Below are 25354 nucleotides of genomic sequence, written 5' to 3'. Positions count from 1 at the left end.
TCGCAGGACAAGAGCGAGCCGCGAGCAAGCGGACGACAGCACGAGGAAGCCGGCCCCGGGAGGATCCCATTTCCATGCTCCGCTTCGGCGTCAACTACACGCCCCGTCACGGCTGGTTCCACTCCTGGCAGGACTTCGACCCCGCCCGGGCCCGCGAGGACCTGGCCCAGATCGCCGGGCTCGGTCTCGACCACGTGCGGGTCTTCCACCTGTGGCCGCTCCTCCAGCCGAACCGCACCCTGATCCGCACCGCCGCCGTGGACCAGCTGGCGCAGCTGGTCGACCTGGCCGCGGAGGAGGGCCTCGACGTCCTGGTGGACGGCGTGCAGGGCCATCTGTCGAGCTTCGACTTCTACCCGGAGTGGACCCGCAGCTGGCACCACCGGAACGTGTTCACCGACGCCGAGGCGATCGCGGCCCAGGCGGAGCTGCTGCGCACGCTGGGCAGCGCCCTGGCCGGCCGCCCGAACCTCATCGGCCTCCAGCTGGGCAACGAGATCAACAACCTGGTCGAGCACAACCCGGCGACGGTGACGCAGGTCGACCACTACCTCGACACCCTGCTGGCGGCGGCCCGCGAGGGGCTGGGCGCGGCGGGCGGCCTGGTCACGCACTCCGCGTACGACGCGGCCTGGTACGGGGACGACCACCCCTTCACCCCCGAGGCCTCGGCCCGCAAGGGCGATGTGACCACGGTCCACCCCTGGGTCTTCTCCGGAGGCTGCGCCCGCCTCTACGGCCCCCGTTCCCCCCAGGTCCGGCACCTCGCCGAGTACGGCACGGAACTGGCCAAGGCCTACGCCGTCGACGCCGGCCGCCCGGTCTGGGTCCAGGAGACGGGCGCCCCCGAGCCCCACATCCCGGCGGCGGACGCCCCCGGGTTCGCTCGCGAGACGGTCCTCAACGTGTCCGGCTGCACGAACCTGTGGGGGGTGACCTGGTGGTGCTCCCACGACGTCGACCGCTCCCTGGCCGACTTCCCGGAACTGGAGTACACCCTCGGCCTGTTCGACTCCGGGGGCCGCCCGAAGCCGATCGCGGACTCGCTGTCGGCCACGATCGAGGAGGTGCGGGCGAAGCCCTGGGCTCCGGAGCAGCGGGAGACGGCCCTCGTCCTGGACTGCACCCCGTCCACCCGCTCGACGTCGGGGCCGGGAGGCGCGTACTTCGAGACCTGGATGAACCTGCGCCGGCAGGGCGCCCGCCCGGCGGTGGTCCTGGCCGAGCGGGCGAGCGACGACGCCTACCTGGCGTCGAGGGGGATCAAGGAGATCGTGCGAACGCCGTGACGGGATGCCGCCGGGGGCGCGGGCCGTGCCGGTGTGCGGCCCGCGGCGAACCTCACCGCGCGCCGACCAGCGCCTCGGCCACCACCCGCAGGTTGACCTTCCCCCGTCCGTAGGAGCACACCACCGCGTCCTCTTCCGGCAGCCCCGTGGCGACGCGCACCGCCTCCGGCCGCCGGGCCGTCAACGCGTCCCGCAAACCGCCCTGCCACGGATACAACCCGGCATCACTCGTGGCGACGACCAGCGGCCGGTCCCCGGCCCGTCGCAGGATCACATCGACCAGCGCCCCGGGGTCGGCCGGCTCCCCCGTCACCGCGGTCCCCGCAGCGGAGGGGTCCAACTCCCCTACCGCGGCCGTCAGATCCTCCCCGCCCCAGTTCAACGCGGGATGCGGCGCCGGAAACAGGTCGACGACGAACGCCCCGGTCGTCCCGGCCGGCACGCCCCGCCCGCCCACAGCGCGCCGAGCGGCCTCAAGACCGGCGTGCACATCCCACGCGCCGACGACGGCAGAGGGCTCGGCGTACCGCGAGGAGAGCGTCCGGACCCGCTCGGCGGCCTCCCGCACCCGCGCCTCGGCCAGCGCCCCGGAGTGCAGCGCTCCGAGCACCTCGTCCCGGCACGCCAGCGTGACGCCGAGATCGGGGACGGCGACGATCACCTGGTCCGCTCCCGCGGCCAGCGCGATCCGCGCCCCTGCCGCCTCCCCGTACCGGTCGGCGATCGCCTTCATCTCCAGCGCGTCGGTGACGAGCACTCCGTCGAATCCGAGGTCGAGCCTCAGCAGATCGTGCAGGATCCGGCGGCTGAGCGTCGCGGGACGGTTCTCGTCCAGCGCGGGGAACACGACGTGCGCGCTCATCAGCAGCGGCACCCCCGCGGCGATCGCGGCCCGGAAGGGCGCGAGGTCGAGTTCCCCGTACGGTCGCGGGTCGACCGCCACATCGTGGTGGCTGTCGGTGAGCGTGCCCCCGTGGCCGGGGAAGTGCTTGGCGCAGGAGGCGACGCCCCGCGCCTCGGTGGCCTCGATCCAGGCGCGCAGGTGCCGGGAGACCCGCTCGGTGTCGTCGCCGAAGGCACGGGTACGGACGATCGGGTTGCCGGCCTGCCGCTGGACGTCGGCGACGGGAGCGTAGGAGACGGTGATGCCGAGCGTGGCCAGGTGCCCGGCGAGCGCGTCGGCGCAACGCGCCGTCAGCGCGGGGTCGTCGACCACGCCGAGCGCGTAGTTGCCGGGGACCTCGGGAGCGCCCGCGGTCACCAGGTGGCCGATGCCGCCGCCCTCGTTGTCGATGCCGACCAGCAGGTCGGGACGGAGGGCGCGCAGGGTGTCGGTGAGCCCGCGCACCTGCTCCGCGTCCCTGATGTTGCGGGTGAACAGGATGACCCCGCCCAGGCCCCGGTCGATCAGCCGCTTGAGCGTGTCGGGGACGCCGGTGGTGCCCTCGAATCCGGCGACCAGACAGCGGTGGGCCGCCTCGTCCAGCTCGACGGGGAGGGCCGCGCGGGCGGGCGGGGGCTCGGTAGGTGTCACCCCCGGAATACTCTGGCTGACTGAGCCGAAAGTCAACAGTGGGTTGGATCGGTCATTCACCCCGGTCCGCGAACCCGCCCGGTAATTGCCGCGCCCGCGCCGTCCGGGCGGGGTACGGTGGCCCGCGGACCGGGGGAAAGCGGTTGCTCATGGTCGGGGACAGGGACAAGGGAGGGTCAACGCCGATGGCGTCGACGTCACAACGGCCGCTCGACCACCGCTACCGGGGCGAACACCCCGTCCGGACACTCGCCTACCTGATGCGCGCGGACCGCAGGAAACTGGCGGCGGCGGTCGCCGTGTTCACCGTCAAGCACAGCCCGATCTGGCTCCTGCCCCTGATCACCGCGTCCGTCGTGGACACGGTCGTCCAGCACGGGCCGGTCTCCCGGCTGTGGACGTCCGTCGCGGTGATCATGGCGATCCTGCTGGTCAACTATCCGCTGCACGTGCTGTACGTGCGGCTCCTGTACGGCAGCGTCCGCCGGATGGGCACCACGCTGCGCTCGGCGCTGTGCACGCGGATGCAGCAGCTGTCCATCGGCTACCACTCCCGGGTCAGCGCGGGCGTGCTCCAGGCCAAGGTCGTACGGGATGTGGAGACCGTCGAGCAGATGGTCCAGCAGACCGCCGAACAGGGCCTCGGCGCGCTGACCGTGCTGACCGGCGGGCTGGTCATCATCGGTGTCCGCACACCGGAGTTCCTGCCGGTCTTCCTCGTCGTGGTGCCGGCGGCGACGCTGCTCGTGGCCCGGTTGCGGGCGCGGCTGCGGACCCACAACGAGCACTTCCGCCACGAGGTGGAGACGCTGTCCTCGCGGGTGACCGAGATGACGCGCCTCATCCCGGTCACCCGGGCCCACGGCCTGGAGGGCAAGGCGCTGCGCCGGATGGACGGCACGCTGAGCCGGCTGCTCACCTCGGGGATGCGGCTGGACCTGGTCAACGGCCGCTTCGGGTCGCTGGCCTGGGTGGTGCTGAACGTGATCGGCGTCGCCGTGCTGGCCGCCGCCGCGCTGGTGTCGTACTACGGGGTGTGGGGCGTCACGCCCGGCGACGTCGTCATGCTCAGCGCCTTCCTCACCACGCTCACCAACTCGACCACGACGCTGACGAGTCTGGCGCCGGTCATCACCAAGGGCCTGGAGTCGGTGCGTTCGGTGGGCGAGGTGCTCCAGGCGCCCGAACTGGAGGACAACGAGGGGCGGACGGAGGTCACCGCCGTCCGTGGGGCGGTCACCTTCGAGCGGGTCGGCTTCGCGTACGAGGACGCCGGGCGGCCGGCCGTGGCGGAGTTCAGCCTCGACGTCGTGCCGGGCGAGACGGTCGCCCTGGTGGGCGCCTCGGGGGCCGGCAAGTCCACCGTGCTGAACCTGGTCATCGGGTTCATCCGGCCCACCTCCGGCCGGCTGCTCCTGGACGGCGCCGACATGAGCGGCCTCGACCTGCGCACCTACCGGCGGTTCGTCTCGGTCGTGCCGCAGGAGTCGATCCTCTTCGACGGCACGGTCCGGGAGAACGTCGCCTACGGCATGGAGGACGAGGCCGACGAGGAGGCGGTGCGTGCCGCGTTGCGGGACGCCAACGCCCTGGAGTTCGTGGACCGGTTGCCGCACGGCCTGGACACGGTGGTCGGCGAGCGCGGCGCCCGGCTCTCCGGCGGCCAGCGTCAACGCCTCGCCATCGCACGGGCGTTGATCCGGGACCCGCGCGTCCTGGTGCTGGACGAGGCCACCTCGGCGCTGGACACCCGCTCGGAGGCGCTGGTGCAGCAGGCGCTGGCCCGCCTGCTCCGCGGCCGAACGACGTTCGTGGTGGCCCACCGGCTGTCCACCGTGCGCGGCGCCGACCGGATCGTGGTGTTGGACGACGGCCGGATCCGCGAGGTCGGCACGCACGAGGAGTTGCTGCGCCGGGGCGGCGCCTACACCGCGCTGCACGGCGGCCAGGTGGCCTGACGGGGAGTCAGCCCAGGGGTCGCGGCGCCGGACCGGCCGGTATCCCCGGGCGGTCTTCATCGTCTTGAATCGTTGTCACATCTCTTGACCTCGGCTTGAGGCCGGGATTAGCGTTCCCGCGTTCACGTCGTTTGAAACGTTTCATTCCACATGGCTGGGGTCGCACCATGCTCGAATCCTCCTCTCAGCGCGGCGGGGCGACCCGCCGGACGGTGCTCGCGGCCGGTCTGGCGGCCGGTGCCCTCGCCGCCCTCGGGCCGGCGGCGGACGCCTTCACCGGCGGGGCCGGACCCGCCGCCGACTGGTTCGCCCGGCCCGCCGGGGCCGTTCGGCCGAAGTTCCGCTGGTGGTGGCCGGACGGGCTGGTCGATCCGGCCGAGATCGCGCGGGAGATCGACCAGATGGCGGACGCGGGCTTCGGCGGGGCCGAGATCGCGGCCGTGCACCACAGCATCGCCGACACCTCCGTGCTGGACACCGGCCGTCACGGCTGGGGCAGCGCTCCCTGGCGCGAGGGCGTGCGGGCCGCACTGCGGCAGGCGGCCCGGCGCGGACTGACCGTCGACCTCACCCTCGGCCCGAGCTGGCCCGTCGCCGTACCGGGTGTCACCCCCGACGACGACGCGGCGGTCAAGGAACTCGCCTACGGCAAGGTCACGTTGACGGGCGGCGCCGGGTACGACGGGCCGGTGCCTGCCCCGGTCTACGCGGCGGCTTCCGGAGTCACCGTGCAGCGGTTGGTCGCGGTGCAGGCCGCCCGGGTCGACACCGCCTACTCCAGCGGCAAGGCGACCGGCCTGGACGTCGACAGCGTCACCGACCTGACCGACCGGGTGTCCGACGGCAGGCTGGCCTGGACCCCGCCGGACTCGGCGACCTGGGTGATCCTGGCGTACTGGCAGCGGGGGTCGGGGCAGCAGCCCGAGGCGGGCCCGCACTCGTCCCCCGCCGCGTACGTCGTCGACCACTTCAGCGCGGCGGGTACCGCGGCCGTCACCCGGTACTGGGACCGCGAGATCCTCGACGCCGGCCTGCGCAGACTGCTCGGCTCGGCGGGCGGCGCCTTCTTCGAGGACTCCGTCGAGCTGGAGACCAAGGGCCTGCAGTGGACGCCCGCGCTCCCCGACGCGTTCCGCCGGCACACCGGGCGCGACCTGCTGCCGTACCTGCCGGCCGTCGTCCTCGACAACGGCAACCAGATCTTCGCCTTCGAGGCCCGGCTCACCCAGGAGATCCGGCACGACTTCTGGGAGACCGTGTCGAACCTGTTCAACGAGCACCATCTCGGGGCGCTGCGGGACTGGGCGCACGGCCACGGCATGCAGCTGCGCTCGCAGCCGTACGGGCTGCAGACCGACGCCATCGCCTCGGCGGCCCTCCTGGACATCCCCGAGGGCGAGTCGCTCGGCTTCAAGAACCTGGACGACTACCGCTGTCTCGCCGGCGGCCGGGACATGGCCGGTCACCGCGTCCTGTCCTGCGAGGCGGGCGCGTACGCGGGCGGCGCCTACAACACGACCTGGGACAGGTTCCTGCGCACCATGGGCGGCGCGTACGCGGCGGGCGTCAACCAGACCGTGGTCCACGGCTTCTCCTACGCGACGGCGCCGGGGGTCGCCTGGCCCGGGTTCGCCGCGTTCAGCCCCTACAACGGGGCGGTGGGGTACGGCGAGTCCTGGGGGCCGCGCCAGCCCACCTGGCGGCACGTCCCGGACATCGCCCGCTACCTCGGGCGCGTGCACCAGGTGCTCCAGTCCGGCACCGTCCGCGCCGATGTCGCCGTCTTCCGGCAGACCGGCTACAGCGCGACCGGCATCGGCGCGTCCTGGCTGACCTCCACCGGCGTCCCGCTCGGCTGGACCCACCAGTTCCTCAGCGGGCCGCTGCTCGACCTGCCCGCGGCCAGGGTGTCCGGGGGGCGGCTCGCGCCGGACGGGCCCGCCTACAAGGCGCTGTTCCTCGAAGGCGACTTCTTCTACGGCTCCAGCCCGACGCTGGCCGTCGCCGACGCCCGCAAGCTGCTCGCGTTCGCCCGGGCCGGGCTGCCCACCGTCCTGTTCGGCGCCTTCGACCAGGCCCTCACCCCGGGCCTCCCGGACGACGCCGAGACCGACGAACTGCGTTCTCTCACGGCCCGGTTGCTTGCCCTGCCGAACGTCCGCAAGGTCGCCGACAAGACCCTGGTCGGCGCGGCCTTCGCGGACCTGGGTGTGACGCCCGACGTCGTCTACGGCGCGTCCTCGACCCTTCTCAACGCCCACCGGGCGACCGACGACGCCGACTTCTACTACTTCTGCAACGGCAAGCACGCCGAGACCGTCAAGCCGCCGGTGGCCGCCGTCGACCACGACGTGACGGTCCGCAGCACCCGGCGCGCCGGCTCCGGCACGGTCCCCTACCTCCTGGACCCCTGGACCGGGCGGGTCACCCGGCTCGCCCAGTACACCCGGGACGGGGACGCGTTCACGTTCCGGGTGGCGCTCCAGCCCGGGGAGACGCTCGTCGTCGCGCTGGCGCGGCCCGCCGCGTTCGGGGACCGTACCGGAGCCCGTCCGCACGCGGTGGCGACCGAGGCGGACGGCGTGCTGTTCGCGGACGGCTCGCTGACCGTACGCGCGACGGCGGCCGGTACGTACGCCACCACCCTGTCGGACGGCCGCACGGTCACCGCACGGATCCCCGAGGTGCCCGCGCCCGTCACCCTCGACCGGTGGACGCTCACCGTCGACGACTGGCGGCCCGGCGCCGACGCCACCGGCACCGAGGTCGTCGGGCACACCCTCGTCCTCGACGCGCTGCTGCCCTGGTCGCAGCTCCCGGAGCTGGCCGACGTCGGCGGCATCGGCCGCTACCGGACGGCCGTCACCCTGCCGGGGAACTGGACCTCCTCCACCGGGGCCGTGCTGCGACTCGGCAGTGTCGCCGACACCTGCCGGGTCACCGTCAACGGCACCCGGGTCGGCCCCGTCGACCGCCTCAACCCCGAGGTGGACCTCGGCGGCCTGCTCCGCCCGGGCGCCAACACAGTCGAAGTCGAGGTCGCCACCCCGCTGTTCAACCGGCTGCGGGTCAGCAACCCGGCGGTGTTCGGGACGGCGGCACGCCAGGCGTACGGTCTCGTCGGACCGGTCCTGCTCGTCCCCTACGTCCAGCGGGCCGTGGCCTGAACCGGGGAGAGGGCGACGCCGTTCAGCGGGCGTCCGTGGACAGGCGCGGGTCGGCGGCGACGATCGCGCGGACCGTCTCGGTGACCAGCCGGCGGTCCAGGGGCGCGTCGGCGAAGGCCCGGTGCATCGGCCAGCCCTCGATCAGCGCGTCGAGGGCGCGGGACACTCCGGGCGTGAAGTGCAGGGCGAGGCTGTCCCTGCTGCGTTCGAGCCAGGTGCGGGTCGTGGCGGAGACGGCCTCGTTGTGGTTGGCGTAGGCGTACATCTCGAAGATGAGGGTCATGTCGCGTTCCGTGGCGTAGGCCGGGCCGCAGATCAGCTCGACGACGGCCGCCTCGGCCTCCGCCGTGGACGCGGCGGACTGCAGCGTCCGCCGGTAGAGCCCCGACATGGTGTCCGACAGCCGGGCGAAGGCCTGGGCGAGCAGGTCCGCCATGCCGTCGAAGTAGTAGGTGAGCGAACCCAGCGGGACGTCCGCCCGCGCCGCGATCCTGCGGTGCGTGGTCCTGTGGACGCCGCTCTCGGAGATCACGTCCAGGGCTGCATCGAGGATCCGCTCCTTGCGTCCGGGATCGTTCGGGACCTCACGTCGTGTGCCGCTCACGCCCTCAATGTGCCATGGGTTGCCCACCGCCGAGTGTGTACAGACGTACAAGTAGTGTGTACGGTCGTACAGACTTGTGTACGGACCCCGCTGGAGCCACCGACCATGACCTCTGACCTCGCCCGGCGTCGCACCGCCGTCTTCGTCCTCTTCTTCGCACCCGGGCTGACCATCTCCTCCTGGGTCACCCGCACCCCGGACGTGCGCGACCTGCTCGGCGCCTCCACGGCGCAGATGGGCCTGATCCTGTTCGGGCTCTCGGTCGGCTCGATGCTCGGCATCCTGTGCTCGGGCACGGTCGTGGCCCGCTGGGGTGCCCGGCTCGTCATCCTGGCCGGCACGTCGGCCGTCGCCGCCGGCGCCGTGGTGGTCGGGGTGGGCGCCGCCGTCGGTTCGGGGGCCTGTGTCGCGCTGGGCCTCGGGCTGTTCGGTCTCGGCATGGGCGGCGGCGAGGTGGCCCTCAACATCGAAGGCGCCGAGGTGGAACGGCTGCTCGGCCGCTCCACGCTGCCCGCCATGCACGGCTTCTTCAGCCTGGGCACCGTGCTCGGGGCGGTCGCCGGCATGTGCCTGACGGCGGTCGACTTCCCCGTCCTCGTCCATCTCCTCGTCGTCGCCGCGGTGGTGCTCGGCGCACTCGCCCTGGTCATCCGGCAGGTCCCCGTCGAGGTCGGCCGGCAGACGGCCGCCGGACGCCGTACCACGGGCGCGCCGCGCGCGGCGGTCTGGAAGGATCCCGCGCTGCTCCTCATCGGCTGCGTCATCCTCGCGCTCGCCATGGCCGAGGGCACCGCGAACGACTGGCTCCCGCTGGTCATGGTGGACGGCCACGGCTTCGACGCCGCGCTGGGCTCGGCCGTGTACGCCGTCTTCGCCGCCGCGATGACCGTGGGGCGCTTCGTCGGCGGACGGTTCGTCGACCGGTTCGGGCGGGCGGCGGCGCTGTGCGGGAGCGCGGTCGTCGGGGCCGCCGGACTCGCCCTCGTGATCTTCGTCGACAACCAGGCGGTCGCGGCTGCCGCCGCCGTCCTGTGGGGCCTCGGAGCGTCCCTCGGGTTTCCCGTGGCGCTGTCCGCGGCCGGCGATTCCGGTGCCGACCCCGCCGCCCGCGTCGCACTCGCCGCGACCGTCGGCTACGTCGCCTTCCTCGTGGGCCCGCCCTCCCTCGGCTACCTCGGCGAGCACTTCGGACTGCGGCACGCCCTGATCCTGGTGCTCGTCCTCGTCGTCGCGGCGGCCTTCGCCACCCCGGCCGCCCGGTCGCCCCGGGAGACGGGCGAACCGGAACCGGCGGGTGCCTGAGGGCGGTGCCCGACAGTTGGCCGGACGCGAGCCCGGGGTGTGGCGGGGGCGGGGGCGCGGGCGCCGGGTGCCGTCCTGGTCGCAGACCACCAGGTCACCGTCCTCCTGCATGCCCAGCCTCCCGGCCCCGGTGCCCACGGACTCTCCCGGTGGGGCTCCCGCACCCCGACGGCACGCCGTACAGCCCCGGCGTCGCCCCTCCGCATGACCCGATCCCGCGCCCTCATGTCCCCCGGCGCGGAGGACGGCGCCGGGACAGCGCTGGGTATGCTGCCGACGAAGCGCTCAGCGACTCGCTCAAACGAACAACGGGTGTGGGGGTGCCATCATGCGCGAGCCGGCCGACCTCAGACGGCAGCGGATCCTTGCCGCGGTGCAGGCGCGCGGTGCGACGCGGGTCACCGATCTCGCCGCGGAGCTCCAGGTGTCGGTGGCGACGCTCCGGCGCGACGTGGAGGAGCTGGCCCGAGAGGGCAGGCTGCGGCGGGGCCATGGCGTGGCCCGGCCGTTGGTGGCCGAGGCCGAACCGGCGGAGGCGCCGTGGCCGCCGTCCGTCGACGGCGGTCCGATCGCGGTCGTGGTGCCCGAGCGCCACGCGTATCTGTACGAGGCGCTGCACGGCGCCCGGACCCTGTTCGAGGAGGCGGGGGTCAGGATCGCGCTGCACATCGCGCCGCCCGTCCCGGGGGCCGAGCAGCCGCTCGTGGAGCGGGCGCTGGCGGACGGAGCGCGGGGTCTGCTGATCGCTCCGCGCTGGCGCAGGCGCGACACGGAGGAGGCGGACTACGCCTGGCTGTCGCGGCTGGACGTGCCCGTGGTGCTGATGGAGCGCAGGCCCCGGCGCGGCAGCGCGCTGCACGCCGTGGACACCGTGTGCACCGACCACTGGTACGGAATCCGTCTCGCCGTGGACCACCTCGCGGGGCTGGGGCACCGGCGGATCGTGCTCGCCGCCCGCGACGACAGCCCGACGGCGCGCGCCGTCCGTGCCGCGTTCACCGAGATCGCGGCGGGCCACCCGGGCGTCGACAAGTGGGCCGTGACGCTCAGTTCACCGGGGGCGGTACCGGACCGTGCGGCGGCGGCCGGGGAACCGCCAGTGGAACTACGTCCGCTGATGGCCGAATTGGGGGCGACCGCGGCCGTGCTGCACGGCGACGTGGACGCGCTGATGCTGGTGCAGTCGCTGCGGGACAACGGCGTACGGGTGCCGGAGGACTGCTCCGTGATCGCGTACGACGACGTGGTCGCCGCACTGGGCAGCACACCGCTGACCGCCGTGTCCCCGCCGAGGGCGGCCGTCGGCCGCGCGGCGGCGGAACTGCTGCTGCGCAGGCTCGGCCCACGGGATCCCCGCGGGGCCGACGCTCCGGTGCAACGACTGGAGCTGCTCCCGGTATTGAAGGTCCGCGGGTCGACCCAGGCACCGCACACCGCGGCGGCATCCGCGCCAGCTGCGGCCTCTGCGGCCCCTGCGGCCCCTGCGGCCCCTGCGGCCCCTGGTGAGTCAACTCTCCTGCCGGAATGAGCGTTTGCGCGTTTAATTCATTTGTGAGCGATCTATTGACCATATTCGCTCAGCCGATCAGTATTCCCGTGACTCGAACACGCTAGGAGCCGCGGGAGGCACCCATGCCTGGTCGACAGAGCCGTCGATCCGTGCTCGCCGCGATCACCGCGCTGCCGTTGTCAGGAGCCCTGAGCGCCTGCAGCGGGAACGACAGCGCGTCCGCCCGATCCGGCAGCAGCAAGTCCGGTACCAAAGCCACGACCACCATCACGTTCTGGTCCGCGCTGCGCGGCAGCCAGCAGGTGGTGGACGCGTTCAACAAGACGCACGACCACCTCCGGGTGGACTTCGAGCAGATACCCTCCGGCGCGCAGGGCGGGTACCTGAAACTCAGCAACGCGGCACGGGCGGGCAACGCGCCCGACGTCGCCACCATCGAGTATCCCCAACTGCCGGGCTTCGCCATCGACGGCGTCACCCGCGACATCACCTCGCTGATCAGCGACGGCCTGCGGGCGAAGCTGCTGCCGCAGTCGCTGGGCCAGACGACCTTCGAGGGGCGCACCTACAGCGTGCCGCTCGACATCGAACCCATGGTGATGCACTACCGCAAGGACCTGTTCGACAGGTTCGGGCTCGACGTCCCCACCACCTGGGACGAGTACGCCGAACTGGCCCGCGCGGTGCGCCGCACGGGCGGGGACCGCAGGATCACCACCTTCCCCACCGACGGCATGACGCAGATGGCCGCCTGGTGCTGGCAGGCCGGGGCGCAGTGGTTCGACACCTCCGCCGGGGCGTGGAACGTCTCCCTGGCGGACGCGCCGACACGGAAGGTGGCCGCGTACTGGCAGCGGCTCATCGACGAGGACCTCGTCTACTGCAACGCCTCCAGCGCCCGTGTCTCCGACGCCCAGATCGGCAACGGCCTGGTGCTGACCCGGCTCAGCGGCGCCTGGGACGCGGGGGCGCAGATGAACGCACGTCCCGAGCAGAAGGGCGAGTGGCGCATCGCCCCGCTTCCCCAGTGGACCCCCGACCGGCCGGCGCTCGGCACCCACGGCGGCTCGACGTTCGCCGTCACCAAGGACAGCAGGCGCCCCGAGGCTGCCATGGAGTTCATCGAATGGCAGGTCGCGCATCCCGATTCCCTCAGGGCCCGGCTGTCCAGCGGCGCGAGCAGCCAGTACCCGGCCGCGACCGGACTCGTCCCGGTCGGACGCGCCGCGTTCGACCGCTCGTACTACGGCGGCCAGGACATCTACCAGTTGTTCGAGCAGGAGGCCCACAAGATCCGCGACGGGTGGGTGTGGGGCCCGCGGATGACCGCCACCGGCTCCGTCATGCAGGACGCGTTCGCCCGGGCGGGAGCCGGCTCCGGAACGATCCTGTCCGCCATGCGGGCCGCGCAGGACGGCACGATGCCCGACCTCAAGGCGCTGGGCCTCGCCACCAGCCGGCACACGACGTGAACGCCCGCACCCCGAAAGGCAGGTGACCCCCATGACCGCGACAGCACCCACGGCGAGCGCCCAGGCCGCCGCAACTGCGGCGGACGTCTCCGGACGCAGGGCACGGCGCTCGGCGCAGCGCCGCCGCAACGGCGCCGCGGGCGTCCTGATGACACCGTTCTTCGTTCTCCTCACGCTCGTCTTCCTGATCCCGGTCGGCACCGCGGTGTGGCTGAGCTTCTTCAGCGCCGACGAGCCGGGCCTCGGATTCGGCCCGGAACGCACCGTGTTCGTGGGCCTGCGCTCGTACGCCGCCGTGCTCACGGACCCGACGTTCCTGTCCGGACTCGGCACCGTCGGGCTGTACTGCGTGATCTACATCCCGCTGATGGTGATCGGGTCGCTGGCGCTCGCCCTGCTGCTCGACTCCGGTGTCGTACGGCTGCGTTCCTGGGCGCAGTTGGGCCTGTTCCTGCCGCACGCGGTGCCCGGCATCATCGCGGCCCTGATCTGGCTGTACCTGTACACGCCCGGCATCAGCCCGGTGATCGAGGCGCTCGGCAAGGCCGACGTCACCGTCGACTTCCTCGGCCTGCACACCACCCTGCCGTCGATCGTGAACATCGCCCTGTGGAGCAACCTCGGCTACAACATGGTCGTCTTCTACGCGGCCCTGCAGGCGGTCCCCGCGGAGGTCTTGGAGGCGTCCGTGGTCGACGGCGCCGGGCCCGTGCGCACCGCGCTCCAGATCAAGGCACCTCTCGTGCGCTCGTCCGTCGTCATGGTCGCGATGTTCACCCTGATCTGGGCGTTGCAGTTGTTCACCGAGCCGATGCTGCTCCACCAGTCCTCGCAGATGATCAACAGCCGGTTCTCGCCCAGCATGTACATCTACGACGCCGCCTTCAGCCGCAACAACTACTCCCTGGCGGCTGCCGCGTCGGTGGTCCTGCTGCTCATCACCATCGCCCTGTCCTACGGGGTCACCCGCTGGACCAACCGCGTCGACTCGGCCAAGGAGAACGCCCGATGAGCGTCACGGACTCCCCGCTGCCGCGCCCCCGTCTGCTGGGCCGGGCGACCGTCAACGTCGTCGTCGCGGTCTCCGTCCTCTACACGCTGCTGCCGGTGCTGTGGCTGGTGCTCGCCGCGTCCAAGTCCCGGGACGCCCTGTTCAGCAGCAGCATCCTGTCGTTCAGGGACTTCTCCCTCGTCCAGAACGTCAAGGACCTGTTCGCGATGGACGGCGGGCTGTACGGCCGCTGGTACGGCAACAGCCTGCTGTACGCCGTCCTGGGCGCGGCGCTCGGCGCGCTGATCAGCATCGCCTGTGGGTACGCCTTCGACAAGTACCGCTTCCGGCACAAGGAGAAGCTGTTCGGCCTGGTGCTGGCGGCCGTCATGGTCCCCCAGACGGTCCTCGCGCTGCCCCTGTACCTCATCGCGTCCGAGACCGGTGTCGTCAACACCTTCTGGTCGGTGTTCATCCCCGTCCTGTTCAACCCGTTCGGCGTCTATCTGGGCCGCATCTTCACCCAGGGCTATGTGCCCGACGAGGTCCTGGAGGCGGCACGCGTCGACGGCGCCGGCGAACTGACCACCTATGTACGGGTGTCGCTGCGCATGCTCGGCCCCGGCCTGGTCACCGTCTTCCTCTTCCAGCTGACGGCGATCTGGAACAACTTCTTCCTGCCGATGGTGATGCTGTCCAACCAGGACCTGTATCCCGTCAGCCTGGGTCTGTACCAGTGGAACAGCCAGGCGACCGTCTCGCCCGAGTACTACCCGGTGGTGATCATGGGTTCGCTTCTCGCCGTCCTCCCCCTCATCCTCGCCTTCGCCTTCCTTCAGCGGTTCTGGCGCTCCGGCCTGACGGCGGGGGCGGTCAAGTGAACAAGCCCCGAACCGCGTTGGCCATGTCCCCCGCGGCGGCGGCAGCGGTCTTCGCCCCGCCGTCACCGGCCGCGCTCGCGGAGGTCTGCGACCTGGCACCGGGTCCGGTCCTCGACGACCTGACGGCACCCCGCGCGCGGGAAGTCCTCGCCGGCGTCGAGGTGCTGGTCACCGGCTGGGGCTGCCCGCCGCTCGACGCGGCCGTGCTCGCCGCGGCGCCCCGGCTCAGGGCCGTGGTGCATGCGGCCGGTTCGGTGCGGGGGCACGTCACCGACGCCTGCTGGGACCGGGGCATCGAAGTGTCGTCGGCAGCCGCCGCCAACGCGCTGCCGGTCGCCGAGTACACGCTCGGCATGATCCTGCTGCACGGAAAACACGTACTGGAACGCGCCCGTGACTTCCGGCGGGCCCGCAAACGCGAGGACTGGCTGCGCGTCCCGGACACGGTGGGCAACTACCGCCGCACGGTGGGCATCCTCTCCGCCTCCCTGATCGGCCGCCGCGTCATCGAACTGCTGCGGCCCTTCGACTACGAGGTGCTGCTGCACGACCCGTACGTCACCGGGCCCGAGGCCACGGCACTGGGCGTGGAGTGGGTGGAGCTGCCCGAACTCTTCGCCCGTGCCGACCTGTTGACCGTCCACACACCGCTGCTCCCCGCCACCCGCGGACTGGTCGCCCGCGACCTGCTGGAGGGGATGCGCCCGGGGGCCGTACTGATCAACACCTCGCGCGGCGCGGTCGTCGACCAGGACGCGCTCGTCGACGTGGCGCGCGCGGGCCGCATCCGGGCGGTGCTCGATGTGACGGACCCCGACGAACTGCCCGCCGACCATCCCCTGTGGGACTGCCCGGACATCCTGATCACCCCGCACCTGGCCGGTTCCCAGGGCAACGAGTGGCGCCGGCTCGCCGACACGGCCGTGGGCGAGGTCGCCCGGTGGGCCGCGGGCGACGGTTTCGCCCATCCCGTACGACGCGAAAGGCTGGCGTTCCTGGCATGAGCATCCCGTTCGCTCTTCCCGCCGAGGACCGGGTGCTGAGCCCGGGCACCGGATACACCCGCGCGCACTGGGAGGCGGTCGCCGACGGACTGCTCGGTGCCGCCTGGTGCTGGGCCACTCCGGGCGGCGCCCTGCTCGACCTGCCGGGGCGCCCCTCCAAGTCCGGCGTCAGGTCGGACGGGTTGGAGGGCTATGCCCGTACGTTCCTGGCGGCCGGCTTCCGTGTCGCGGGCGCCGGCGGCAAGGACCCGCGCGGCTGGCTGGAGCGGTACGCGGCCGGGCTCGCGGCCGGCACCCGCACCCCGGGCCGGGACGACGCCGAGTCCTGGCCGTCGGTCCTCGACCATCATGTGCAGGGCCAGCCGATGGTCGAGTCGGCGTCGGTGGCCCTCGGCCTGTCCCTGACCCGGCCGTGGCTGTGGGACCGGCTCGACGGTGACGTACAGGACCGGGCCGAGGCCTGGTTGCGCGGCGCCCTCACGCACACTCCCGCGCCGAACAACTGGTACCTCTTCCCGTTCACGGTGGCGTCGTTCCTGGAGTCGGCCGGCCGTGGCGACGAGACGACCGCGCGGGCCAGGGAGCGGGCGCTCGACCTGATGGAGACCTGGTACCGGGGCGACGGCTGGTACGCGGACGGCGACGGACGGGCCTTCGACCACTACAACGGATGGGCCCTGCACCTGTATCCGCTGCTCCAGGCCCATCTGACCGGCGATCCGGTGCTCGCACAACGGTTCGGGCCCCGGCTGCGCGAGCACCTGGAGGGCTTCTCGCTGCTCTTCGGCGCGGACGGGGCCCCGATCCACTTCGGGCGCTCGCTGACCTACCGCTTCGCGGCGACGGCGGCGGTCGGCCTGGGCGCCGTCACCGGCCACACCCCTGTGTCCCCGGGCGCGTCCCGCCGCCTGATCAGCGGAAGTCTGCGCTACTTCCTCGACCGGGGCGCGGTGACCGACGCAGGGCTTCTCAGCCTGGGATGGCACGGCCCGCACTCCGCCACCCTGCAGGACTACTCCGGACCCGCCTCCCCCTACTGGGCGTCGAAGGCCTTCGTCGCCCTGCTCGCGCCACAGGATCATCCACTGTGGACGGCGACCGAGGAACCGGCGCCGAGCGAGGGCCCCGACCGGGTGCTGGCGCTGCCCGCGCCCGGGCTGCTCGTACAGTCGACCGGCTCGGACGGGATCGTCCGCCTCCACAACCACGGCAGCGACCATGTCCGGCCGCACGAGGGCGAGTCCGCGGCAGCGGACGACGCGCTGTACGGCCGCCAGGCGTACTCCACCCACACCGGTCCCACGTCCCGGGCCAACATCGCCGACAACCATCTGTCCGTCGAGGTCGACGGCGTCGCGAGCGTGCGCCGGCGCATCCGTCCGCTCGGCGCCGGGCAGGGTGACGGATGGGGCTGGGCGGCCTCCTCGCACCGGCCGGTGTTCGCATCCGGCCCGCCCATGGTGCCGGGGCTGCGCGTGGAGAGCGTGACCGTGGCACGTGGCCGCCACGAACTGCGGATCCACCGGGTGGTCGGAGCACCGCCCGGAGCACGGGTCACCCTCACCGGCTGGGCGGCCGAAGCGGTGCGCTCCGAGTTGACCGGGCTGTACGGCTGGAGCGGGCGCGACCAGGTGCGCGCCCCCGAGGGCACCGCCTACGAGCCGTGGGTGCAGGTGCCCCGGCTGTCGGCGGACGTCCGGGGAACCGCGGTGTTCGCCGCGCTGGCCGCCCTGGGGGGCGACGCGGAGGCGCCGCCGCTCGCCGACGCCGTGGCCGAAGTCGTCTGCGCGGACCACGAGTTGCGCGTGCGCTGGGCCGAGGGACCGCAGACGGTGGTGTCCTTCGAGCCGTTCCGCGTCACAACGACCCGCGAGTGACGGCCCGCCCGCGGCCGGCACAGCCTGCCGTCCGTACGCACCGATCCCGACCGCGGCCCCGGACCGCGGTAGCCGTTGTCGGCGGTGGGACAACGCCTGGGCGCCCCGCAGCACGCGGCTGCGGGGCGCCCAGTGGGGTTCAGTCGGCCGTCTGCCCGTCGAGCGTGCCGCCCTCTCGGGGTGGAGGGTCTGGGACTGCCTGCTTCCCGTGAGGATCCGCTCAGTTGGCGAGGCTGAAGTCGCCGCCGACGGGGGCTGCGATCTTGTCGACGCCGGTCAGGGCCGTGAGCGTGGTCACCGGGGTGCTGCTGTCGGTGGTGGTGCCGTTGCCGAGCTGGCCGGAGCTGTTGTTGCCCCAGGAGCGGACCGTGTTGTCGCCGATCAGGGCGATGGTGTGCTCCCGGCCGCCGGCCACCAGCTGGACGCCCTTCAACCCCGGCACCGGGACGGGGGTGATCCGGTAGTCGGTGGTGCCGTCGCCGAGCTGCCCGGACGTGTTCTGGCCCCACACCTTGAGCTTGTTGTCGCTGTCGGTCACAGCCATGCTGTGGTTGCAGCCCGCGGCGACCTGGGAGACGCCGCCGAGCCAGATGCCCTGGGTGTCGACCGGGGTGTAGCGGTTGATGGTGCTGTTGTCGCCGAGCTGGCCGGTGGCGTTGTAGCCCCACGCCTTGACCGCGTTGCCGCTGGTGGGCCTGCTGCCGCTCGGGGGTCCGACCAGGGCGAGGTTGTGGTTGCAGCCGGCGGCGATCCGGGTGACGCCGGTCAGGCCGCTGACCGGCGCGGGGACGTTGCGGCTGGCGGAAGTGCCGTCGCCGAGCTGGCCGTTGATGTTGTAGCCCCAGGCCCACACCGTGCCGTCCTCGCGCAGGGCCAGACTGTGGTTGAGGCCCGCCGCGATGGCGACCACCTTGTTGAGGCCCTCGACCCGGACCGGGACGCTGCTGTCCATGTTGGTGCCGTTGCCGAGCTGCCCGTAGTTGTTGCGGCCCCAGGCCACCACGGTCTGGTCGTCCAGCAGCGCCAGGCTGTGCCAACCGCCTGCGGCGATGTCCCGGGCGTTGGAGAGGTTGACGACCTGGCCGGGCGCGTTGTGGCTGAACACCGAGCCGTCGCCCAGTTGCCCCGACCCGTTGGCGCCCCAGGACTGCACGGTCCGGTCGGTCAGCAGGGCCAGTCCGTGACCGGTGGCGGAACCACCACCGCCCGCGGCGATCTTCACCACCTCGGCGCTCGTCAGCCCGAGCACCGTGGTCGCCGTCGTACGGAAGTCGGTCCAGGTGCCGTCACCGAGCTGCCCGGCGCGGTTGTTGCCCCACGACTTCAGCCGCTTCTCCTGCTTCACCCGGGCGTGGTCGGTGCCGTGAGCAGCCGCGTGGGCGGTGACCGGGGCCAGTGCGACGGCGAGCGAGCAGAGCGCGGCAGCAAGCCTGCGTCCTGTGCGAGAGAGGTGCACGAACGGGTCCTTCCGAAGATCACGAACCTGACGTGATCTTCGTAGCGGCCCCGGTGGGCACCGCAGGTGCGACTCGGCTCCGGTTCACCCGGTCAGCGGAGATACCCGCGAGCCGAGCGGAGTGATCTGTGCCGCTTGAAACCGGGCTGGTCACCAAGCCGCCACCGAACCCGCCCCGCGGACAGACGCTTTCCCCATCGGTTGGTGTCATGCGCCTGCAACGCTGGCTTCTCCGTGACATCAGGAGAAGGGGGAAACCTCCTATGCGCACAAGGACATCACGTATCGCGGTGGCGGCGGCGTTATCGGCGGCGCTCGGGGCGGTCGTCGTACCGTCCGCCGGGGCCGCGCCGCGGACGGACGAGGGCGGGTCGCTGCCGGCCGCGGCGCAGACCTGCACCGACGCGGCCACGAAGGTCGTGCCGGGGTCCGCGCGCAATGCCCACGTCGCCTGCACCGACGACGTCCTCACCGCCACCGTCCCGTCCCGCGGAACCACGCGGACGCTCGTGTACGGCCTGCACACCGGCCGCACGGCCGACGTGACGGGCCTCGGCCCGGCCGCCGAGCAGCGCGAGGCCGCGGACGTGGCGGGCACCGACGCGGGGGACGGCACCGTACGGCCGATGTACGGCGACTGGTACATCGACGACCAGTACCACGCCCACACCGACGAGAACCTGTTCTACGCCATCGTCACCAACGGGGAGGTCGAGTTCATCAGCTGGGTCAAGATGACCAGCCGGATCGGCCTGCAGTTCCGCCACCACTACTTCAACCTCAGCTGGACCCAGCTGGAGAACCGCTCGGTCACCGTCGACGTCGACGTCCGCAGCCGTGAGGACATCTCCTTCTGGCCGGACCGCACGGTCGAGGAGGACCTCTACGGCAACGCGAGTTACCAGACCAGCTGGTCGCAGGACGGCTATCTGACGACCGACGGGCCCGGTGTCTTCTACTGGGACCTGCACGACCGCTCGGTCCGGGACGCGGAGTACGGCTACTTCAAGGTGATCGACGACTTCGAGAGCCCGCACTACCGCTGCTACAAGACCGTGCCCTGCAAGTACCCCAACGGGCAGGAGGCGTAGACCGCACCCGGCAGGGGGGCGTCCCGGCCGGGACGCCCCCCTCAGGTCTGCCAGCGGGCCGGGTCGGGCGGCTCGTAGGCGAACGACGTCACCGTGACCGTCACGCCGGGCAGCAGCAGCGCCGCGAGGTGACCGTGCTCGGCGTCGAGGACCAGCCGCCCGCGGTGCCCGGCGGGCCGGATGCTCTCCACCGCCACGACCAGCCGCCCGTCCTCGGAAGCCGGCCCCTCGCACAGCCGCCAGTCGTCGCCGCGGCGCCCCCACACCGGCGCCGCGAGCGGGAAGAACGGCTGTAAGGGCAGCGGCACCCAGCCGGCCCGCGCCGGCCGCTCCTCGCGTATGCCGCCGGCCGCAACGGTGGTCACGAGCGTGGAGCCGTCGCACACCCACCGCTCGGTGCCGTCGTCCGCCCGCCAGCGGTCCGGTTTCAGGAAGTCGACGTCCCAGAGGGTCGCGGGCCGCCCGGCCACCTCGGTCCGGACGGTTCCCGTCCCGTACCGCGGCCCGCCGTCCAGCAGCCTTCCCACGACATGCCCCAGATGCGTCCCGGACATCGCGCCCCTTCCGTCGCATGAGCCGGCGCCCCAGGGCTCCTGCCCGCACCGATGGCGGTCAACCACCGTCGCTGAACGCGGGAGCGGGCTTCGCGGACCGCTACGACGGTCTCATGACGTCCCGGGTCTTCGCGGTCGTGTCGGTACGCACAGCCACGCGAGGCCCGCTGCGGTCAGGTAGGCCAGCGCGCCGACGGCCATGCTGGTGCGCAGGCCGCTGTTGTAGTCGGTGGCGGTGGCGAGCAGGCTGCCGCCGAGCGCGACGCCGGTGGCGCTGCCGATCTGCCGGGTGGTGTTGAACAGGGCGGAGGCGGCACCCGCGTACGCCGGAGGCGCGGCACCCATCACGGTGGCCGTGGAGCCGGTGAGGGCGAAGGAGGTACCGAATCCCGCGGCCATCATCGGGGCCACCAGCAGCGGATAGGCGGGGTCGGCGCCCGCCGCCGCCCAGCCGGCCAGGCCCAGGGCGGCCAGGAGCATGCCGGAGACCACCAGCGGACGGTCGCCGGTACGGCGGGTCAGCCGCCCGGACAGGACGGAGGCGAACATGGTCATCGCCACCGCGGGGAACAGCGCCAGCCCCGTGCCGAGGGCGCTGAAGTGGCGCTGGTGCTGGAATTCCAGGCTGGCGGTGAACACCATGCCGTAGAAGCCGAAGTTGAACAGCAGGCCGATGACGGCCCCGCCGCTCATCGCCCGGGACCGCAGCAGGCTCGGTGGCAGGACCGGGGAGCAGGCGAGCCGCTCACGCACCGCGAAGGCCGCGGCGGCCAGGACTGCCAGGCCCAGCCCGGCGAGTACGGCGGGATCGGACCAGCCCCGCCGTCCGGCCTCGTTGAGCGCCGCGGTCAGCAGTGCGGCCGTCGCGATCACCGCGCACTGCGCCGGCCAGTCCAGGGCCCGGTCGGCGCGCCGGGGTGAGCGTGCCACGTGCCGCAGCGTCAGGAGCAGGCAGGCCACGCCGACGGGCAGGTTGATGAGGAACACCCAGCGCCAACCGAGCGTGGAGACGAGCAGCCCGCCGAGGAGCGGGCCGGCGGCGGCTGCGATGCCCGCCATCGAACCCCACAGTCCGAAGGCCCGCGAGCGTGCGGCCGTCGCCGGGTAGGCCTGTTGGAGCAGGGCCAGTGAGCCGGGCACGATCAGGGCCGCGCCGAGGCCCTCCGCCAGCCGGGCCCCGACCAGGACCGGGGCGGTCGACGCGAGCGCGCAGGCGGCCGAGGACAGCGTGAACACCGCCACGCCCGCACAGAAGACCCGCCGGTTGCCCAGCCGGTCACCCAGCGCGCCACCGGTCAGCAGGAACCCGGCGAAGACCAGGGTGTATCCGTCGGTGATCCACTGGATTCCGGTGAGCGAGGCCGACAGTTCCCGGCCGATCACCGGCACGGCGACGTTGATGGCCGTCACGTCCAGGATCACCATGAAGTACCCCGCGCATACCGCCAGCAGCGGTGCCCAGGACCGTTGCCCGGGTTCCGGGGCCGCATCGGGAGAGGGCTTCGTCCCACCGCCGTCGGCCGACTCCGCGAACGCCACGGCCCCAACTCCATCCCCATCCGCAGAGGCACACCACAAAAGCCACAATAGGGCGCATAGGCCCACTTCAAGGTCATCCGGTGGCAGCTCGTGGACCCGTCCCGCCCGGGCTCGTGATCCGTCCGACGGTCCGCCGCTCCGCACCATCACCCGAACGGGGGTCTGACGGCGGCCCGCCGCATCCGGCAGAGGCCCGCGGGGCGAAACCCTTCGAGAAGGACTCCACCGGAAGCGAAAGTGAGCCCCATGCAGACCTCGGTCGTCCTCTTCACCTGCGATCTGCGCCTGTCGGACCATCCACCACTGCGCGCGGCGCTGCACGGCGGGGACCGGGTGGTGCCGCTGTTCGTGCGGGACCGGTCCGTGGACGGGGCGGGTTTCGGCGCACCGAACCGGCTCGCGTTCCTCGCCGACTGTCTGCGGGACCTGGACGCCCGGCTGCGGGAACGGGGCGGCCGGCTGGTGCTGCGCGAGGGTGACACGGTCACGGAGGTGTGCCGGGTGGCCGCCGAGGCGGATGCCGACGAGGTGCACATGGCGGGCGACGTGAGCGCCTTCGCGAACGCGCGCGAACGGCGGCTGCGGCGGGCCCTGGAGGCCGACGGGCGGCGCCTGTACGTGCACGACACGGTGAGCACCGCCGTGGCTCCGGGCGCGGTGACGCCGGCCGCCTCCGACCATTTCGCGGTGTTCACGCCGTACTTCCGGCGCTGGTCCGCCGAGGGGCTGCGGGACGTGCTGGAGGCGCCGCGCGCGATCAGCGTGCCGGAGGAGGTGGGCTCCGCCGCGCTGCCGGAGCGCGGCGCCGTGAGCGGGGTGTCGCCCGGCCTGTGCGCGGGCGGCGAGACGGAGGGGCGGCGCAGGCTCACCGCGTGGCTGCGATCCGGCGTGGACGCCTACGAGGAGCGGCACGACGACCTGGCCGGCGACGCCACCTCCCGACTCTCCCCTCACCTGCACTTCGGCACGCTGTCGCCGGTCGAGGCGGTGCAACGGGCGCGCAAGGCGGGCGGGACGGGCGCGGAGGCGTTCGTACGGCAGGTCGCCTGGCGCGACTTCCACCGCCAGGTGCTCGCCGCCCGCCCCGACGCCGCCGGCCACGACTACCGGACCCACCGTGACCGTTGGCGTACCGGAAGGAGCGCGGAGGCCGACACCGAGGCGTGGCGGGCGGGCCGTACCGGCTATCCGGTGGTGGACGCGGCGATGCGGCAGCTGAGCCACGAGGGCTGGATGCACAACCGGGGCCGGCTGCTGGTCGCGAGCTTCCTCACCAAGACGCTCTACGTCGACTGGCGGGTGGGCGCCCGGCACTTCCTGGACCTGCTGGTCGACGGGGACGTGGCGAACAACCAGCTCAACTGGCAGTGGATGGCCGGCACGGGCACCGACACCCGGCCCAACCGGGTGCTCAACCCGGTCGTCCAGGGCAAGCGGTTCGACCCGGACGGAGCGTACGTGCGGCGCTGGGTGCCGGAGCTGGCGGACGTGCGGGGGTCCGAGGTGCACGAGCCGTGGAAGCTTCCGGGGCTGGAGCGGGCGAGCACGGACTACCCCGAGCCGGTGGTGTCCCTGCCGGAGGGCCTGGACCGCTTCCGGCGGGCCCGGGGACGGGCATGACCACCCCGCACTGGATCTTCGGCGATCAGCTCGGCCCGCACTTCCTCACGCCCGGCGGCGCGGACGGGCCGGGCCGCGGGGCGCCCGTGGTGATGATCGAGGCCAGGTCGGTCTTCCGGCGGCGCCGATTCCACCGGGCCAAGGCGCACCTGGTGCTCTCCGCGATGCGGCACCGGGCAGCGGAACTGGGCGAGCGGGTCAGCTATGTACGGGCGGAAACCTATCGCGAGGGCCTGCGGCGTGCGGTGGACGGCCGGCCGGTCACGGTGTGCCATCCCACCTCGTACGCGGCGCTCCGGCTGGTGCGGTCCCTGCCCGGGGTACGGGTGCTGCCCGCCCGGGGCTTCCTGGTGGCGCACGAGGAGTTCGCGGACTGGGCCGGCCGGCGCACCGGGCGGCTGCTCCAGGAGGACTTCTACCGCTGGGTGCGCCGGGAGCACGACCTGCTCATGGACGGCGACCAGCCGGCCGGCGGCCGGTTCAACCACGACCACGACAACCGCGAGCCCCCGCCGCGGGGCGCCCGGGAGCTCGACGTGCCGGGCCCGTACCGGCCCCGGGAGGACGACATCGACGCCGAGGTCCGCGACGACCTCGACCGGTGGGAACGCGAGGACGGGGTGCGGTTCGTCGGCCGGGACGGGCCGCGCCGCTTCCCCGCCACGCGCCGGGAGGCGCTGTCGGCCCTGCGCCGTTTCCTGGGGCACCGGCTGGCGTCCTTCGGACCGTACGAGGACGCGATGCTCGCCGGCTCCCCGGAGATGAGCCACAGCCTGCTGTCGTCGTCGCTGAACCTGGGGCTGCTGGACCCGGCGGAGTGCGTGGAGGGTGCCGAGCGGGCCTGGCGGGACGGTGCCGTCCCGGTGAACAGCGCGGAGGGCTTCGTACGGCAGGTCGCGGGCTGGCGGGAGTACGTCTGGCAGCTGTACTGGCACTTCGGCGAGGAGTACCGGCACGGCAACGCGCTCGGGCACACGCGCGAGCTGCCGGAGTACTTCGCCGAGCTGGACGCGGACGCGGTCGGCGCGCGGTGTCTTTCCGGCGTGCTGGCGCAGGTGCGCGACACCGGGTGGACGCACCACATCCCGCGCCTGATGGTGCTGGGCAGCCACGCCCTGCAGCGCGGCTGGGACCCGGCCGCGGTGACCGACTGGTTCCACCGCTGCTTCGTCGACGGCTACGACTGGGTGATGGTGCCGAACGTGGTGGGCATGTCCCAGTACGCGGACGGCGGCCGGATGACCACCAAGCCGTACACGTCGGGCGGCGCCTACCTGCACCGCATGAGCGACCTGTGCAACGGCTGCGCCTACCGGCCCACCGAACGCACGGGTCCGCGCGCGTGTCCCTACACCGCCGGGTACTGGGCCTTCCTGCACCGGCACCGGCGGCTGCTGTCGGTCAACGCCCGCATGCGGCGCGCGGTCCAGGGGCTGGACCGGCTCGGCGACCTCGACGAGGTGCTCGGGCAGGAGCGCCGGTGGCGGACCGGGATCCCGTGAGGC

18 protein-coding genes are annotated in these 25354 nt (G+C 72.8%); 13 read left to right on the top strand and 5 right to left on the bottom strand.

Annotated elements, in window-relative coordinates; translation table 11 throughout:
* The first annotated feature begins 74 nt into the window (after positions 1-74).
* Positions 75-1289 (top strand): cellulase family glycosylhydrolase, encoded by a 1215-nt coding sequence (locus AB0D74_RS19745; RefSeq protein ID WP_362588062.1) that lies wholly within the window; start codon positions 75-77, stop codon positions 1287-1289.
* A 52-nt stretch (positions 1290-1341) separates the two neighbouring features.
* Here the strand turns inward: AB0D74_RS19745 and AB0D74_RS19740 are convergent, their stop codons facing one another.
* Entirely contained in the window at positions 1342-2823 is a 1482-nt protein-coding gene (locus AB0D74_RS19740) for a glycoside hydrolase family 3 N-terminal domain-containing protein (RefSeq protein WP_362588059.1), read from the bottom strand.
* 185 nt (positions 2824-3008) lie between these two features.
* On the opposite strand from AB0D74_RS19740, the gene AB0D74_RS19735 reads away from it, so the two are divergent.
* Positions 3009-4781: an ABC transporter ATP-binding protein gene (locus AB0D74_RS19735; RefSeq protein WP_362588056.1), complete on the top strand. Its 1773-nt coding sequence runs from the start codon at positions 3009-3011 to the stop codon at positions 4779-4781.
* A gap of 167 nt (positions 4782-4948) precedes the next feature.
* Positions 4949-7948 (top strand): glycosyl hydrolase, encoded by a 3000-nt coding sequence (locus tag AB0D74_RS19730; protein ID WP_362588053.1) that lies wholly within the window; start codon positions 4949-4951, stop codon positions 7946-7948.
* 22 nt (positions 7949-7970) lie between these two features.
* Here AB0D74_RS19730 and AB0D74_RS19725 read toward each other — a convergent pair whose 3' ends face one another.
* Complete coding sequence (locus AB0D74_RS19725) at positions 7971-8552, bottom strand: TetR family transcriptional regulator (RefSeq protein ID WP_362588050.1); 582 nt, start codon at positions 8550-8552, stop codon at positions 7971-7973.
* Between the two features lie 105 nt (positions 8553-8657).
* Here AB0D74_RS19725 and AB0D74_RS19720 point away from each other — a divergent pair, with 105 nt between their 5' ends.
* The 7 genes from AB0D74_RS19720 to AB0D74_RS19690 all read left to right on the top strand — a co-directional run bounded on the left by AB0D74_RS19720 (position 8658) and on the right by AB0D74_RS19690 (position 17589).
* Entirely contained in the window at positions 8658-9854 is a 1197-nt protein-coding gene (locus AB0D74_RS19720) for an MFS transporter (RefSeq protein ID WP_362588047.1), read from the top strand.
* A 328-nt stretch (positions 9855-10182) separates the two neighbouring features.
* On the top strand, positions 10183-11382 hold the full coding sequence (locus AB0D74_RS19715; protein WP_362588044.1) for a substrate-binding domain-containing protein: 1200 nt from the start codon (positions 10183-10185) through the stop codon (positions 11380-11382).
* A gap of 104 nt (positions 11383-11486) precedes the next feature.
* Positions 11487-12836 carry a sugar ABC transporter substrate-binding protein gene (locus AB0D74_RS19710; protein ID WP_362588041.1) on the top strand — a complete coding sequence of 450 codons (1350 nt, stop codon included), beginning with the start codon at positions 11487-11489 and terminating at the stop codon, positions 12834-12836.
* A gap of 31 nt (positions 12837-12867) precedes the next feature.
* Positions 12868-13848, top strand: a complete 981-nt coding sequence (locus AB0D74_RS19705; protein ID WP_362588038.1) for a sugar ABC transporter permease — start codon at positions 12868-12870, stop codon at positions 13846-13848.
* Positions 13845-14708 carry a carbohydrate ABC transporter permease gene (locus AB0D74_RS19700; RefSeq protein WP_362588035.1) on the top strand — a complete coding sequence of 288 codons (864 nt, stop codon included), beginning with the start codon at positions 13845-13847 and terminating at the stop codon, positions 14706-14708. Before AB0D74_RS19705 ends, AB0D74_RS19700 begins: the two co-directional genes overlap by 4 nt.
* Before the next feature lie 23 nt (positions 14709-14731).
* Complete coding sequence (locus AB0D74_RS19695; RefSeq protein WP_362588384.1) at positions 14732-15712, top strand: hydroxyacid dehydrogenase; 981 nt, start codon at positions 14732-14734, stop codon at positions 15710-15712.
* On the top strand, positions 15709-17589 hold the full coding sequence (locus tag AB0D74_RS19690) for a DUF2264 domain-containing protein (protein ID WP_362588033.1): 1881 nt from the start codon (positions 15709-15711) through the stop codon (positions 17587-17589). The genes AB0D74_RS19695 and AB0D74_RS19690 overlap by 4 nt, the downstream gene beginning before the upstream one ends.
* Before the next feature lie 220 nt (positions 17590-17809).
* On the opposite strand, the gene AB0D74_RS19685 is transcribed toward AB0D74_RS19690, so the two are convergent.
* The gene (locus AB0D74_RS19685) at positions 17810-19045 is read right to left on the bottom strand and encodes a hypothetical protein (protein ID WP_362588030.1); all 1236 of its coding nucleotides are present in this window, start codon (positions 19043-19045) and stop codon (positions 17810-17812) included.
* 263 nt (positions 19046-19308) lie between these two features.
* Here AB0D74_RS19685 and AB0D74_RS19680 point away from each other — a divergent pair, with 263 nt between their 5' ends.
* Positions 19309-20136, top strand: coding sequence for a hypothetical protein (locus tag AB0D74_RS19680; protein ID WP_362588027.1), 828 nt, complete (start codon positions 19309-19311; stop codon positions 20134-20136).
* A gap of 41 nt (positions 20137-20177) precedes the next feature.
* On the opposite strand, the gene AB0D74_RS19675 is transcribed toward AB0D74_RS19680, so the two are convergent.
* Both AB0D74_RS19675 and AB0D74_RS19670 read right to left on the bottom strand, forming a co-directional pair.
* Positions 20178-20690, bottom strand: coding sequence for a hypothetical protein (locus AB0D74_RS19675; protein WP_362588024.1), 513 nt, complete (start codon positions 20688-20690; stop codon positions 20178-20180).
* A gap of 111 nt (positions 20691-20801) precedes the next feature.
* Positions 20802-22229 carry an MFS transporter gene (locus AB0D74_RS19670; protein ID WP_362588021.1) on the bottom strand — a complete coding sequence of 476 codons (1428 nt, stop codon included), beginning with the start codon at positions 22227-22229 and terminating at the stop codon, positions 20802-20804.
* A 246-nt stretch (positions 22230-22475) separates the two neighbouring features.
* On the opposite strand from AB0D74_RS19670, the gene AB0D74_RS19665 reads away from it, so the two are divergent.
* Together AB0D74_RS19665 and AB0D74_RS19660 are read left to right on the top strand one after the other, a co-directional pair.
* A complete protein-coding gene (locus tag AB0D74_RS19665) occupies positions 22476-23849 on the top strand; it encodes a deoxyribodipyrimidine photo-lyase (protein WP_362588018.1) in 1374 nt (457 codons plus the stop codon).
* Complete coding sequence (locus AB0D74_RS19660) at positions 23846-25351, top strand: cryptochrome/photolyase family protein (protein ID WP_362588015.1); 1506 nt, start codon at positions 23846-23848, stop codon at positions 25349-25351. The genes AB0D74_RS19665 and AB0D74_RS19660 overlap by 4 nt, the downstream gene beginning before the upstream one ends.
* Positions 25352-25354 lie beyond the last annotated feature (3 nt).

Origin of the sequence: Streptomyces sp. NPDC048278 (assembly GCF_040652195.1) — a bacterium.
Taxonomy (GTDB): domain Bacteria; phylum Actinomycetota; class Actinomycetes; order Streptomycetales; family Streptomycetaceae; genus Streptomyces.
Note: the sequence above shows the minus strand (reverse complement) of the source record. Positions and strands in the feature narration are given on the sequence as shown.